This is a genomic window from Bifidobacterium coryneforme, from assembly GCF_000737865.1.
Classification (GTDB): domain Bacteria; phylum Actinomycetota; class Actinomycetes; order Actinomycetales; family Bifidobacteriaceae; genus Bombiscardovia; species Bombiscardovia coryneformis.
The window spans coordinates 1,303,175-1,317,902 of sequence record NZ_CP007287.1; the positions used below are offsets into that span (position 1 = coordinate 1,303,175).

Annotated in this window: 13 protein-coding genes; 3 read left to right on the forward strand and 10 right to left on the reverse strand. The window is 60.1% G+C overall.

Annotated features, from left to right (window positions below; translation table 11 throughout):
* Window positions 1-147: 147 nt before the first annotated feature.
* From smpB to bcor_RS07705, 6 genes are all read right to left on the reverse strand, one after another.
* A complete protein-coding gene (smpB, locus tag bcor_RS05165; protein ID WP_033497746.1) occupies window positions 148-624 on the reverse strand; it encodes an SsrA-binding protein SmpB in 477 nt (158 codons plus the stop codon).
* A gap of 127 nt (window positions 625-751) precedes the next feature.
* Window positions 752-2,167 carry a CHAP domain-containing protein gene (locus bcor_RS05170; RefSeq protein WP_051875700.1) on the reverse strand — a complete coding sequence of 472 codons (1,416 nt, stop codon included), beginning with the start codon at window positions 2,165-2,167 and terminating at the stop codon, window positions 752-754.
* Between the two features lie 91 nt (window positions 2,168-2,258).
* Window positions 2,259-3,182 (reverse strand): permease-like cell division protein FtsX, encoded by a 924-nt coding sequence (gene ftsX, locus bcor_RS05175; protein ID WP_033497744.1) that lies wholly within the window; start codon window positions 3,180-3,182, stop codon window positions 2,259-2,261.
* A complete protein-coding gene (gene ftsE, locus bcor_RS05180) occupies window positions 3,179-4,615 on the reverse strand; it encodes a cell division ATP-binding protein FtsE (protein WP_081870367.1) in 1,437 nt (478 codons plus the stop codon). The genes ftsX and ftsE overlap by 4 nt, the downstream gene beginning before the upstream one ends.
* 126 nt (window positions 4,616-4,741) lie before the next feature.
* Complete coding sequence (gene prfB / locus bcor_RS05185) at window positions 4,742-5,881, reverse strand: peptide chain release factor 2 (protein ID WP_033490501.1); 1,140 nt, start codon at window positions 5,879-5,881, stop codon at window positions 4,742-4,744.
* Window positions 5,882-6,058: 177 nt separating this feature from the next.
* On the reverse strand, window positions 6,059-6,190 hold the full coding sequence (locus tag bcor_RS07705) for a hypothetical protein (RefSeq protein WP_258323549.1): 132 nt from the start codon (window positions 6,188-6,190) through the stop codon (window positions 6,059-6,061).
* Window positions 6,191-6,319: 129 nt separating this feature from the next.
* Here bcor_RS07705 and dapD point away from each other — a divergent pair, with 129 nt between their 5' ends.
* On the forward strand, window positions 6,320-7,315 hold the full coding sequence (gene dapD / locus bcor_RS05190) for a 2,3,4,5-tetrahydropyridine-2,6-dicarboxylate N-succinyltransferase (RefSeq protein WP_033497742.1): 996 nt from the start codon (window positions 6,320-6,322) through the stop codon (window positions 7,313-7,315).
* Between the two features lie 68 nt (window positions 7,316-7,383).
* Here the strand turns inward: dapD and bcor_RS05195 are convergent, their stop codons facing one another.
* From bcor_RS05195 to bcor_RS05205, 3 genes are all read right to left on the reverse strand, one after another.
* Window positions 7,384-8,676: a citrate synthase gene (locus bcor_RS05195; RefSeq protein ID WP_033497740.1), complete on the reverse strand. Its 1,293-nt coding sequence runs from the start codon at window positions 8,674-8,676 to the stop codon at window positions 7,384-7,386.
* 191 nt (window positions 8,677-8,867) lie between these two features.
* On the reverse strand, window positions 8,868-9,644 hold the full coding sequence (gene map / locus bcor_RS05200; protein ID WP_033490506.1) for a type I methionyl aminopeptidase: 777 nt from the start codon (window positions 9,642-9,644) through the stop codon (window positions 8,868-8,870).
* A 141-nt stretch (window positions 9,645-9,785) separates the two neighbouring features.
* Window positions 9,786-10,469, reverse strand: coding sequence for an HdeD family acid-resistance protein (locus bcor_RS05205; RefSeq protein WP_033497737.1), 684 nt, complete (start codon window positions 10,467-10,469; stop codon window positions 9,786-9,788).
* Window positions 10,470-10,668: 199 nt separating this feature from the next.
* Between bcor_RS05205 and bcor_RS05210 the strand changes: the two genes are divergently transcribed.
* The gene (locus tag bcor_RS05210) at window positions 10,669-12,762 is read left to right on the forward strand and encodes a M13 family metallopeptidase (RefSeq protein WP_033497735.1); all 2,094 of its coding nucleotides are present in this window, start codon (window positions 10,669-10,671) and stop codon (window positions 12,760-12,762) included.
* Window positions 12,763-12,820: 58 nt separating this feature from the next.
* Here the strand turns inward: bcor_RS05210 and bcor_RS05215 are convergent, their stop codons facing one another.
* The gene (locus bcor_RS05215) at window positions 12,821-13,381 is read right to left on the reverse strand and encodes a single-stranded DNA-binding protein (RefSeq protein WP_051875701.1); all 561 of its coding nucleotides are present in this window, start codon (window positions 13,379-13,381) and stop codon (window positions 12,821-12,823) included.
* Between the two features lie 357 nt (window positions 13,382-13,738).
* Between bcor_RS05215 and bcor_RS05220 the strand changes: the two genes are divergently transcribed.
* Window positions 13,739-14,593, forward strand: a complete 855-nt coding sequence (locus bcor_RS05220; RefSeq protein WP_033497733.1) for an exodeoxyribonuclease III — start codon at window positions 13,739-13,741, stop codon at window positions 14,591-14,593.
* Window positions 14,594-14,728: the final 135 nt, after the last annotated feature.

Consider the following 14,728-nt stretch of genomic DNA (forward strand, 5'->3'; position numbering starts at 1 on the left):
GGGCAAATTTCCAGTTCAGCCGCATGTAATACTCGGGCGTGTCGTATGCATAAATATCACCGTTATTCATACCAGTAGATGAATTAGGGATTGCAGGGAATCTCTGCAGATTGTGCCGGTCAGGGGCTATGCAACACCCTCAACAGGTCAGCGACGCCTGTTCTTGTAGCGCATGACCCTCAGAGCCTCGCGCTTGTCCTGCTCCTCACGGAGGGACTGACGCTTGTCGTACTCCCGCTTGCCCCTGGCGACGGCAATTTCCACCTTGACCCTGCCGTCCTTGAAATAAATGCTCAGGGGAACAATGGTATACCCCTTGGCCTGAACCTGTCGCTCCAGATTGACAATCTGCCGGGAGTGCAGCAGGAGCTTCCTCTTGCGCTTCGGGGCATGATTGTTCCAGGTGCCGTTCAGATACTCCGGAATGTTGGCGTTCTCCAACCAGACCTCATGGCGCCTGTCAATACTGACGAAAGACTCAACCAGGGAGGCCCTTCCCTCGCGGAGGGATTTGACCTCGGTTCCGGTCAAGGCGATGCCGGCCTCAAACCTGTCCTCGACCTGATAATCGTGACGGGCCCTTCTGTTCTGCGCAATCAGGGTCGTTCCGGTCTCCTTAGCCATGGCATCCTCCTTCCGTCTTGGTCATTGCTCCAGGGCTATGCTGCACCGAGAATAGCACAAAGGCGCCTCCCTAAAGGAAGGCGCCTGCAACAAACTGCGGTTCCCGACCGAATTCAGAAGCAGGAAATCAGTAGTGCACGTACTGGTAATTACTGGCCCCATAGACTCTCTCCTGGGCGGGGAAAGAGGCGAAGCCCGTCCCGCCCTCGGAAATCTCCACTGAACCATCAGCATTAACACGCTCCACTATTGCAACATGTCCATAGGTCCAGTCGGCATTCCAGTACCCCACGCGCTGACCCCTGGCGAAGACCATGACGGCACCCCGGTGCGGGGTGTTGTTGACCAGATAGCCCAGCTTTCGACCACTATCTGCCCATTGGAACCCATGTCCCATGTATGAACCAACAGGCAGGCTGAGCTGCGAACGACGGATGTACGCCCATAAGGTGCACTGGCGGTCGTCATAGGCGGAACCGCCAACGGTGTTCCCGGTGGAGTGTCCGTAGCAGTATCCCGATCCTGCAGGGCAGTTACCGGGAACGGCGTAGTTCATACCGCTGGCCCAGCCACCACCACCGTTACCGCCCGTATTACCGCCACCACCGGAGGGAGGAGTAGTTGCAGGAGGACGCGCCCCGCCGCCTCCGATCTGCTGGGCACCACCCGCCGAAGGGTTCGCGGACCCACCTATACCTGGCTGGTTCAGGGATTGGATCATCGACTCGGTGGCCACAATGTCAGCAGCTTCACGGGCAGCCTGGGTTGTCAACATACCCTTCTGACTTTCCAGCTCAGCCCTGACCTGGGCACCCTGATCACGCAGGGCCTGGAGACTGTCCTGCTTGGCCTGGGCTTGGGCCGCAGCCTGCTGCGCCTCGGCGGCCTGCTGGTCGGCTTTTGCTTTTAGACTCGTGATCTGCTTCTCGATGGCCTCCAATCGCTCCTTGCGGTTCATGGAGGAATTCAGTGCATTGGCCGCATCGTTCGCCGCGTTGGTCTCGGATCTGGTTACTGCCGCGTCGGACTGCATCTTATCGACGAAATCCTGAGTACTGGACGACTTGGTCACGATGTCCATGACCTGGGAGGCATCGGACCCATGGAACCCCTTGCGGGCCATCTGGGCCACGCCGTCCTTGGCATCGTCATAATCAATGCCGGTCTGTTTGATCTTCTTTTCCAGGTCAGCCTTGTCTCGCCTGGCCGCCTCAAGACGGTCATTGGTGGCCTGGGCCAGGCTATTGGCCTGCTCCGCATTCTGCTGGGCGTCCTGGGCTTCCTTCTGGGCTGCGGGAATCTGGTTGGAGTTCAGATCGTTCAAACTGAGAATCTGGTTGGCCAAATCCTCGTTCACGCCGGCCAGCTGGCTCTTCAGAGCCTCATTGTTCCGCACCTTCTGCTGGAGGTCATACCAGGTCGGGGCGGCCTGGGCCTGCGGCACCTGGTTGACATACCCAAAGGCCAGGGTGCCCACCAGGGTCGACAGAGACAGCACGAGACCAAGCGCCGTGTCAATCCGTTTCGCACGCTTCATGTTCATGGGCCTTTCATTCACTTCCAAGTAATCAGTAGACATTATGTCAGTTTCTCTTTCCGGCAGGAGATTCCGGGGAATCTCATCACAAGACCTCTCAGGTCTTGAGATACCGGCGCAGGGAGATGGAGGACGCCAGAGTGGAAAGGACCATGGCGCCCAAGATCAGGGCCGGGGCCATGACCATGACCGTCGTCCGGTTGATATACGGCATCCATTGAACGGTTTGAGCCAGCCAATCGGTGATGAAGATCTTGACGATGGCACTCAGGGCCCCCACAGCCAGGAGGGATCCCAGGAAGGAGGCAACGACACCTTCGAGGATGAAGGGAAGGCGGATGGTCCAGTTCGAAGCACCGACCAGACGCATGATCTCCGTTTCATTCTTTCTTGAGGCGGCACTCATTCTGATTGTGGTACCGGTGAGGAGGATGGCCACCACCACCATGACCACGGCCAGGACCAGAGTGACCACGGTCGCCCTGTTCAGGATCTTGAACACCGGGTCGAATATCTGCCGCTGGTCGGAGACCTCCTCGACCCCGTCACGCCCATTCAGCACCTCGGAGACCACCTGATACTTGGTCGGATCCTTCAGTTTCAGACGGAGGGAATCCTGCATATCGGCCGCCGTCAGGGTTCGGCCTTCATAGGTCCCGTTGGGGTACTGCTTAAGGAAGGTGTTCTTGAAGAACTCATCACGGCTCTGGTAGGTGATTTTTGCCACCGAGTCATGAAGTTCGTTGCGAATCGTGGTTTCCAACTTGACGATCTCGTCCTTTGTCGGAGCCTTGCCGGTAGCGCATGATGTAGCCTGGCTGGTCCCGTCCGGGCAGAGCCAGACAACGACCTCGACCTGTTCGTACCAGTCCCCTTTGGCCTTGGTGATCTGGGCCTGCATCAGACCTGAGGCCCCGATGAAGAGGAAGGATATGAAAGTCACCAACATGACGGATAGAATCATGGACCCGTTCCGTCGGAGGTTATCCCAGGTGCTGGAAAGAATGAACCGAAGTCTCATTGCCTATCGTCCTCCTGAACACGTTCCTTTGCCGCCCCTGGTTGCGAAGGCGGGGACGGAGGGGCGGGCGGCGCCTGGACAGGGACCGTGCCCGCCTTGCCTGCGGATTTCACCTGGTGCCCGGAAGTTGGATGCGGAGCCTTGGCGGAGTCACGCACAGCGGCCTGGCTCGGCCCGCCGGCTGAGACGACCGGCCGTTCCGTGGATGGCCTGAAACGGTCATAGGCGGCATTTGGTTCCACCCCGCTTCGAGAAGCGGGCGATTCTTGGGCCATGCCACCGGTCTTTTGGGTCCCGTCCACCTGCGCGTCCATTTTCCTGGATCCCGCATCGGCCTGCCCATCGGACGAACTGCTCCCCTGGCGGGACTCAGCACCCGTTTCCGCCTCCTGGGCCTGTCCGGCCTCATCCAGATTCTTGATTCCCTTGCCCCAGGTAAGGGTGTTCTCCACGGAGGTGAAGACCTCCCCATAGCGTCCGGTCCGACCTGAGTGAACGGAATTCGCCAGGCGGGCTATTCCTTCATCCCCGTACTGCGAATCATGGACGGCTTCAGCCACGGCCTCAACCACCTCGACGGCCCCCTTGGTCCCATCGCTTATGGGTTTGTTTCTTGGAGCCTCAACCCTGATGCGCACCTTTGGGCGTGCTCCCTGCCGGGCATCATCGAGGGCATCCCCGTCATTCGGGTCTCCGATGGCATGGTGGGCCTTGGCCTCCACCTCAGCGTCGGGGAAGAACTTCGAGGAATCATATGAGCCGTGCGCCTGGTCACGCATGATCTTGCCGGCATGGAGCTCCACCACCCGCTTGCGCATGGAGTTGACGATCTCCTCGTTGTGGGTTGCCATGACCACCGTGGTCCCCGTGCGATTGATGGCATCGAGGACCTCCATGATGCCCAGGGACGTGGTTGGATCCAGGTTGCCCGTAGGCTCATCGGCCAGAAGAATCTGCGGATGGTTCACATAGGCGCGGGCCAGGGCCACACGCTGAGCCTCACCGCCGGACAGCTCGTGAGGATAGTTGTCCTCCTTGCCGGTCAGCCCCACCGTCTTCAGCACCTGCGGCACCAGGGTCTTGATGGTGGAACGACGGGCACCGATGACCTCCAGGGTGAAGGCGACATTCTGCCACACCGTTTTGTTGGTCAGGAGCTTGTAATCCTGAAAAACGAAACCAATGGAACGCCTATAACCGGGGACCTCGCTGTTGCGCAACCTCCGTAGGTCGTTCCCCGCCACTCTGATCTCACCCTCGGTGGCCTCCTCCTCATGCAGGAGAAGACGGAGAAGCGAGGTCTTGCCGGAACCGCTGGCGCCCACCAGGAAGACGAAGTCTCCCCGATCGATTGCCAGACTGATGTTGTCCAGGGCAGGGCGGGACCCCCTTGGGTAGATCTTGGTCACGCCATCAAGTGAAATCAGCGCCATGGACCCTCCGTTCACCGGTAATCACACCGACATTATCAACTAATACGACCTTACTCACCGGAGAGGCACCCAATTAGGCCCGAGGGGCGAAATCATGGCATCATCTCCACGTCGTCGAGCCGGAGTTCACTCTCCGGCAGCCTCGCGCTCCTCCTGCTGCTCGCGACGCTGTTGGTGGCGCCAACGTATGCCGGCCTCGATGAAGGCGTCGATGTTTCCATCGAAAACCCCCTGGGTATCCGAGGTCTCATAGCCAGTGCGCAGGTCCTTGACCATCTGATAGGGATGGAGCACATAGGAACGCATCTGGTCGCCCCAACTGGCCTTGATGTCGCCGGCCAGTTCCTTCTTCTTCTTGGCCTCCTCCTCGTGACGGAGAACCAGAAGACGGGACTGGAGGACGGCCATGGCGGCCGCCCTGTTCTGGATCTGACTGCGCTCATCCTGCATAGTGACCACGATATTGGTGGGTAAGTGGGTGATACGGACCGCCGAATAGGTGGTGTTGACACCCTGTCCGCCGGGTCCTGAGGAGCAATACGTATCCACACGGATGTCCGAATCCGGAATATCGATGTGATCGGTGGGCTCCACCAGGGGGATGACCTCGACTGCCGCGAAGGAGGTCTGCCGACGGCCCTGGTTGTCGAAAGGAGAGATGCGGACCAACCGGTGGGTGCCGCCCTCGACCGAGAGCCTACCGTAGGCGTAGGGAGCGTCCACCTGGAAGGTGGCCGACTTGATACCGGCCTCCTCTGCGTAGGAGGTGTCCATGATCTTGGTCTTGAATCCGTGCCGCTCGGACCACCTCATGTACATACGCAGAAGCATTTGCGCCCAGTCGGCTGCATCCACGCCACCCGCTCCGGAGCGGATGGTCACCACGGCCGCACGCTCGTCGTACTCGCCGTCGAGGAGTGTCTGAATCTCCATGTCAGCCAGGTCGGAATTCAGGGATTCGACCTCCCTGTTGGCCTCCGCCAGGACATCCCGGTCATTCTCCTCGCGCCCCAGCTCCTCCAGGGTCTCCACATCATCCAGCCTGCTGGAGGCTGACTCCAGGTGCTTGAGTTGGGACTGAAGGGAGGAGAGTTTGCTGGTGACCTTCTGGGCGTTCTCCTGGTCGTCCCAAAGCCCGGGGGCACTGGCCTCCTTTTCGAGATCGGCAATCCGCGAGCGCAGACCTTCCGGGTCCAGTGCCTTGGCGATCATCTCGTACTTTGCCCGGGCCTGAGCCAGAGCCTGTGAAAAATCAACTTCTGCCATGCTGTTTCACCATTCCAAACGTCGGCACCGAACCATGCCGACCACATACGTTTTCATACCTGTTTCATTCGGATACGGTCATCCCGACCGCCCATTACCGGAGCAGCGCCGATCCCACCAGGCACTCTCCCCACTCCCCCGACAGCGGACCCTGCGGGGAGACCGACAAGCGTGGTGTCAAAGACCACTGAAAAGCGCGGGAACGAGCAGGGAACCCAGGAGTGCGACGGCTATGACGAGGCAGACCACCCGGGCCACATTCCTGCGTCTGCGCTCGCGGCGCTCACGTTCGTCCCTGTACTTGTTCACAGGGCACCATCTTAGCCAGGACCGGTCCCAAGCTCCAAGACCGCCCGGAACCCTGAACCGATCCTGTTCTATCCTGAGTGGAGCACACGAGGACCGGATGGCCCACCGAACGACAGGTAAGGAGTCGCGATGACAGCAGCAGCTACAGGATGGGGCTGGGGTCTGGCCAGCATAGACGCGCAGGGCAGGACCCTGGATGTCTGGTATCCCAAGGCGGAGATATCAGCCCCACCCAGTCCGGAGAATCGTCCGGCACACGGGCTCGGGGACCTTGCGCAGGACCAGCCTGATGCCCGCGGTGTCCGCAGGCAGCCCGTCTTTACAGTGTCCGAGCTTGACAAGCCCATCAAGGACGCGGCCGATGCCTACCTGCGCCTCCACCTGCTCAGCATGCGTCTGTCCAAGCCCAACTCGATGAATCTCGATGGGATCTTCGAAAAGCTGACCAATGTGGTCTGGACCAACTACGGCCCCTTCGCCCCGGAGGATTTCACCCTGCGCAAGACCGACCTGCTCGGGGCCGCCGCCCGGTCCATGCCGGGGATTCCTGTAACGGACGTGACCGTACTCGCCATCGACAAGCTTCCCCGGATGGTGGACTATGTGGTTCCCTCGGGCGTTCGCATCGGCAACGCCGACAGGGTCCGTCTGGGTGCCTACCTCTCGCCCGGCACCACGGTCATGCACGAGGGGTTCGTCAACTTCAATGCAGGTACGCTTGGCACCTCCATGGTCGAAGGGCGCATCTCCCAAGGGGTCGTGGTGGGTGATGGTTCCGACATCGGCGGTGGGGCCTCCATCATGGGCACCCTCTCCGGAGGTGGCAAGCACCGGGTCTCCATCGGAGAGCACTCCCTCCTGGGAGCCAATGCGGGCATCGGCATATCCCTGGGCGACAACTGCGTGGTGGAGGCCGGTCTCTATGTCACCGCCGGAACGAAGATCACCCTGGGTGCCGAAAGCGAGGCGGCCAAGTTCCTGGGAATAAGGAAGGACACGGTCAAGGGGTCCGAACTCAGCGGCAGGGACCACCTGCTCTTCATCCGCAACTCCCAGACCGGACAGGTCCAGGTCCGTCTACGGACCAAGGGCATCGAACTGAACGAAAGCCTCCACGCGAACTGAGCCCGCCTCACCACAAAGGACCGGCTGAAGTGATTCGATTCCTTCGCCGGTCCATTTGCATGCCCTGATCACCGGCGTTGCTCGATGGGAACGAAGTCCCGCTTGCCCGGCCCGGTATAGACCTGACGGGGCCGTCCGATTTTCGAGGTGGGATCGTTCATCATCTCGTGGTACTGGGCTATCCATCCAGGTATGCGCCCCAAGGCGAAGAGGGTCGTGAACATCTGGGGATCGAATCCGATGGCCCGATAAATCAGCCCGGTATAGAAGTCCACATTGGGGTAGAGATGCCGCTCGATGAAGTAGTCATCATGAAGGGCCATGTCTTCCAACTCCAGGGCCACGTCGAAGAGGGACCTGTCGGCTGAACCCAGCTGGCCCACCTCATCGTCCATGACGGCATAGAGCCATTTCTTGGCGATTGCGGCCCTGGGGTCATAGGACTTGTATATCCGATGTCCCAGGCCCGAAATCCTGCTCCCCTCCTTCTTGGACTCCTCGACAAAGGCGCGGACGCCAAGTCCCGAGTCCCGAATCTCCTCCAATTGTCGAAGCACCTCTTCATTGGCACCACCGTGCAGGGGCCCCGAGAGGGCGTTTATACCCGCCGCCACAGCCGAATACAGGTTGGCATGGGCGGATCCTGCCACCCTGACGACCGAGGTGGAGCAGTTCTGTTCATGGTCCGCATGGATGATGAGGAGCTTGTCGAGCGCCTGGACCATAAGCGGGTTGACCTGGTATGGCTCGTAGGGAATGGCGAAACTCATCCTGAGGAAGTCCTCCACGTAGCCACGGGTCTCATCCGGGTAGAGGAGCGGTTCGTTCCGACGACGACGGTGGATCAGGGAAACGATGGTGCGGACCTTGGCCATGATGATGGCACAGGCCTCCTCGAACCCGTCGGGGTCGCCGAATCCGCAGGTATCCGGATGGAAGGTGGCCAGGGCGTTGACCGCCGAGGCCAGGACACTCATCGGGTGGGCGCTCCTGGGGAAGGAGGAGAGGAGATTACGGAAGTCCTCCCCGACAAAGGTGTGGTGGAGTATCCGCTCGCGAAATTCGTCATACTGCCTCTTGTCGGGCAGGTCCCCATGAATCAGGAGCCAGGCCACCTCCAGGAAGTTCGACCCCTCGCAGAGCTCCTCGATCGGATATCCCCGGTAGCGCAGGATGGAACGTCTGCCGTCAATGAAGGTTATGGCCGACTCGCACTGGGCCGTGGTCAGGAACCCCGGGTCCAAGGTGACCCAACCATCGTTACGGAGGGAGGAGACCAGGATGCCCTTGGGTCCTTCAGTGGATTCGACCAGAGGGAGATCGAACTTCGCATCTCCGACAACCAAATGGGCTGTTGACATCCGACACCTCCATCTGCAACCGACGGACCGTCTTGCCGGTACAGCCACCAGGATCCTGGCGACGATGCGGTGTTTCCCTATACCGGCGCGGAATTTCGGTCATACTAACAGACGGAATCACTCCTTCCGTTACCGGAAGATGATGTCAAATCGTGCGATGCGAAAGTCCTGCAACATGGTGTGGAGGGAGTTCAGTCCCGACTGGTCAGGATGACCGGCCCGTCCTCGGTGATGGCGATGGTGTGCTCGCTGTGAGCACCGCGGGAACCATCGGCTGAGCGCAGGGTCCAGCCGTCCTTGGGATCCTGGAATATCTCGTCGGTGGTTGCCAGGAACCAGGGTTCGATGGCGATGACCAACCCGGGACGCAGCTTGTATCCGTGATGCGGGGTGCCGTCATTGGGGACATGCGGATCTCCGTGCATGATGCGCCCCACGCCGTGCCCGCCGAAGTCCAGGTTGACGCTGTAGCCGTTTTCGTGGGCCACCTCGCCGATTGCAGCGGATATGTCTCCCAGACGATTGCCGGGCTGGGCCTGGGCTATACCGGCCGCCAAGGCATCCTCGGTGGTCTTGATCAGACGAAGGTCCTCGGGGTCGGCATCATCACCCACCACAAAACTGATGGCTGAATCGCCGACCCACCCGTCGACATTGATAGCCAGGTCAAGGGAAAGCAGGTCACCGTCCTTGAGGTCATAGTCGAAGGGAACCCCGTGCAGGACCGCGTCATTGACCGAGAGGCAGATGTAGTGGGCGAAGGGGCCGGTGCCGAAGTCGGGCGCATAATCCACGTAGCAGGACGTGGCCCCCTTGCGGGACTGAATGCGCTCCTTGACATGGTTGTCCAGGTCGAGCAGATTGACCCCGGGCTTACTCATAGCCTTGAGTTCCTTGAGGATACGACCGACGAACCTGCCGGCCGGCTTCATCTCCTCGATCTCCTGCTTGGTCTTCAGCTCAATCATGCCTGTACATCCTTTCGGGTTCTCCGCACACTCGCCGCCCTTGATTCTGCGGCTACCAGGTCTGAGTGGCCGTTGCTCCGCCCGGCCCACCCATGCTCTGGTATCAGTCTTATCCTGCAATAGGGACCGATGGGACGAGGGTCATCGTCTACCGAACGAAAACGCCCTGATGATGGAGACGATGCCCAGAACCAGAAGGGCACATCCACTGAAGATGACCAGGAACATGACCGAACCCAGCGGATAGATCATGACGCAGATACCGGCCAGGATCGACACGACTCCGGAGAAGATGGCCCAGCCGGAGTGAGGCGTACCCCAGGAGGCTGCCAGGCTCATGACGCCCTCCATGATCCAGCCTATGCCGACGATCATCGTAACCAGAATCGTCAGGGCCGATGCCGACAGGGCCGTGTTCTTGATGATGACGATGCCGCCAATGGCAATCAGGGCGCCGAAGAGAATCCCCAGAATGCGCCATCCTCCCGGCAGACCCTGGGCCACGATGGAGGTGGCCAACCTGACCACACCGGAGATGATGAAGTAGATACCGAGAATAACGGTCAGGGCAATCAGGGTCTTATCGAGCCAGAGCAGCAGAGCCAGGCCCAGGACCACTCCAAGGGCGCCCATGGCCCCGAGCACGATGCGTATGGCCTTCATGGTTCCGCCGGCCATGTCCTCGACAATCAGTCTGAAGGGGTCCATGGTGGGCATGGACCCCGACCGCGGGTATCCGCCCTGGGGATTCCCGTTGCCGTACGGACCCTGGTATTGCCCGTCGCTGTACCAATCCGGATCCTGGCCCTGGTTGGGATCTGACATGATGCCCCTTTCAGATGGTGTTGGCGCACCTGTACAGGTGCACGCTCCTATGTTCAGTCTAGGCGCGACAGAAGCTCCGACCGCGTTTTTCATCCCTACGCTCACACCGCGCAAGGCTATGCAGCCCCCGAATCGACCAGGCCCAGGCATCGATGGGCATTATGGCCCATGTCATAAAAAACAGTTAGGCTTGCAAGGTATGAGACACGCAGCACAATCACCTGTCAGGTCCGGTCTGGACCCAACATCCTTTTCTTCCGTCATCCGACCCCAAGACGACCTCTTCCGTTATGTGAATGGGCCCTGGATCGATACCTACACCCTTCCCGAGGACCGCTCCCGGTTCGGGTCCTTCGACAAACTCGCCGAGGATGCCGAAAGTCAAATCAGGGACATCCTGGAGGACTCAGACAGTCCCGCCACCAAATCGGCCATTCTTTACCGGAGTTTCCTCGACACCCAGGCCATAGAGGCGGCGGGGCTGGACCCGATTCGCTCCGATCTGGCAGCCATCGACGCCACCAGGGACAAGACCGCGCTGACATCCCTCCTGGGGCGGCTCAATCCCACCGGCGGCCCCGATTTCTTCGGAATAGCCATCTACGGCGATCCGGGCAACCCCGGCACCAACGTGGCCCACATCGAGCAGGCCGGACTGGGGCTACCCGATGAGGCCTATTACCGCGAATCCAACTATCAGTCGGTCCGCCAGGAGTACAAGGAGATGGTCGCCAGGCTCCTGAGGCTGGCGACCTATGCCCCTGACCAGAGCCAGGCCATGGACCAGGCCGACAGGTTCCTGGATCTGGAGACCCGCATCGCCTCCTATCACTGGGACAACATATCGACCAGGGACGAGGACAAGACCTACAACCCCACTGACATGGACCAGCTGCAGGAGACCCTGTCGGATTTCAACCTCTCCGCCTGGATCAAGGCCTGGCAGGCGGCCTACGATGCCAGCACGGCGTCGGCCTGGCAACCCGTAGACATCGCAGCAGCCCTGGGCCACACCATCGTCCATGAGCCGACATTCCTGAAGGGCCTCAACGGGTTCTGGAAGGAGAGCGACCTTGAGGATCTGAAACTCTGGTCCCGGGTGCACGTCCTGATTGAATGGGCCAGCTTCCTGACCGAGGACTTCGACACGGCCCGCTTCGATTTCTACGGAAAGGTCCTTTCAGGCACCACCCAGATGCGTGATCGGTGGAAGCGCGCCGTCTCCCTGGTAAACGGAATCAGCGGCGAAGAGGTAGGCAAGGAATACGTCAGGCGCCACTTCCCCCAGTCCAGCAAGGAACGTATGGAGGAGCTGGTCGGCAATCTGATACAGGCATACCGTATCTCGATTTCAAGCTCGGACTGGCTGGGTGAGGAAACCAAACTCAAGGCCCTAACCAAGCTCGACAAGTTCTCTCCCAAAATCGGTTACACCGACAAGTGGCGTGATTACTCGGCGCTGCGCGTGTCGGAGGATGCAGGGTTGGTGGAGAACGTACGCCAGGCCAACCTGTACGAGTCCGGATATCAGTTCGGCAAGGCCGGCAAGCCCGTCGACAATGACGAGTGGCTGATGAACCCACAGACCGTCAACGCCTACTATGAACCGACCCTGAACGTCATCGTCTTCCCTGCCGCCATCCTGCAGCCCCCCTTCTTTGACCCCGCAGCCGACGATGCCGCCAACTATGGGGGCATCGGGGCCGTAATCGGACACGAAATCGGGCACGGATTCGACGACCAGGGCAGCAAGTACGACGGAGACGGCAGACTCAACGACTGGTGGACCCCTCAGGACAGGGCCAACTTCGAAAAGCGAACCAAGGCACTGATAGAGCAGTACAACGGATTCGTTCCCGAACAGTTGGCGGAGAAGTACGCGGACGAACCCGATAAGGCACCGCATGTCAACGGGGCCCTGACCATCGGCGAGAACATAGGCGACCTGGGCGGGGTAAACATCGCCATCAAGGCCTATGCCCTGGCCCTGCAAAACGGGACGGGGAACGATATCGACACCAGCGCCCGGGGGATGGACGAGGCCCTGGAGCAGGCGCCGTATCTGGACGGCTATACCGGCCTGCAACGGTTCTTCCTCTCCTACGCCTCCATCTGGCGAACCAAGAACCGGGACCAACTGGCCGAGCAGTATCTCCAGATCGACCCCCACTCCCCCGCCGAATTCCGAACCAACGGAATTGCCAGAAACGTCGACAAGTTCTATGACGCTTTTACCGTGCAGACCTCAGACGGCATGTGGCTGGAACCGAAAGACCGGGTCCATATCTGGTAGGTCGTGCGGTTCCGGTCATGACTGCGGTCAACTCGCAGGCAGGACCTGACGCGTAGGTTCAGAAGGCATCCACAGGTTGTGTGGATGCCTTCGCCTTTTCATTTGCGGTATCCGACCCCGCCATCCCTTGTCCTGGAGAACCCCCTCCCCCGGTGCCGGCTCCAAGGGCTTCCGAATCATCGCAAGTGCTCCCTGCCCCCAAATCGGCCCTATCGTCCCAGGGGTCTTTGCGCCCCGGAGAATCAACCTCTTCCGGTTTGACCCTGGTGAAGGCACCCTGTCCCAGATTCAGATCATGACCCACCCCGTCGGCTTCCAGAACCAGAGCCGAATGCAACTGCCCCTCCTTGGTCCACTCCTCGGTAACCAGGCTGCCGGTCACCATGACGGGATCGCCCTTGTGAAGAGAGTGGAACAGGTTCACAGCCAGGTTTCTGAAAGCCTTGACCGTAATCCAGGTGGTGGGCCTTCTGATCCACGCCCCCTTGGCTGCGTCATAATAGGCCGGGGTGGAACCCAGCCTGAATGTACACACCGGAGCGGATTCCGGCTGCCCGATTCGCACAGGGGCCTTCCCCACAAATCCGAACATGCTGACCTTTGATTCATTGGCTGCCATCTCTTGCCTCTTTCGCTGTAACCGGGTATCCCCGTTGAATGCCACTCGATGGGCCCTGACCGGAAGAACCGACTGCCAGAGCGGGGGAAGGGGACACGGCCTCCGTTCCGGGTGCATCCCATCAAGTGGTAGACCCATCATGGGCCCGGAAGGACCTTTCGCTCCCTGCAGCCAGACCATGTGGTCGAACATCACCTCAGCCATGACTTGTGAACAAATCGACTACCTGTGCGAACGAGCAGAACATCAGTAAGTCCGGCCCGGCAGCCTACAGAGCAAAGCAGGCCCCGCTTGAAGGCAACGACGATAGACTGAGGAAAACAGACAGTGAATACCGGCACGGAAGGATCATCACTCATGGTGCACACACTGGTCAGCTGGAACATCGACTCCCTCAACGCAGCCCTGCTCGGCAACAGTGCCCGCGGGTCCCTCTCTCTGAACGTAGTGGAATCCATCAGGGACCTGAACCCCGATGTTCTGGCCATCCAGGAGACCAAGCTCAATGATGACCGGAAGAAGACCGATACGATACTCAAAGCCCTGATGCAGTACTTCCCCGATTATGAGGAAGTCCATCGGATTTCCGAGCCGCCGGCCCGGCGCGGATACGCCGGCACGATGATGCTCTATAGGAAGGACCTGCCGAAACCCGAAGTCACCTATCCGAAGATTGGCGCTCCCGACACCATGGATGACGAGGGTAGGATGATCACCCTGGAGTTCCCCGACTGCTTTGTCACCACGGTCTACACCCCCAACGCCGGTTCCGGACTGGTGCGCCTTGAGCCCCGCGGCCACTGGGACGACTGCTACCGCGCTTATCTGAAGAAACTGGATGTCAGCAAACCGGTCCTGGCATGCGGCGATTTCAACGTAGCCCACGAGGAGATCGACATCGCCAACCCCCAGTCCAACCACCACTCAGCAGGTTTCACCGACCAGGAGCGCAGCAAATTCGGGCAACTGTTGGATGCAGGTTTCACCGACACCTTCCGGAAGGTGCATGGCCAGGCGGCGGGTTTCTTCGATAATCAGCGAAGCATCTATACCTGGTTCGCCCAGCGGGCCATGACCAGCAAGGCCAACAACTCCGGCTGGAGAATCGACTATTGGCTGACCTCCGACCGTCTGGCCGACAGGGTCCAGGCCTGCGAACCGGTCGATACCGGCTCACGCAGGGACCACTTGCCCATCCTGCTCAGAATCTGATTTGAATCAACCAGCCTCTGGTGCAGGCGATGAACCGGGCTGGCCCCCGGTCTTCATATACAAGCGGGCGGCCCGGGTCATGCTCGAAAGCTGACCCGGGCCGCTCCTCATTCACAGCTCCGGCAAAGTGCCCTG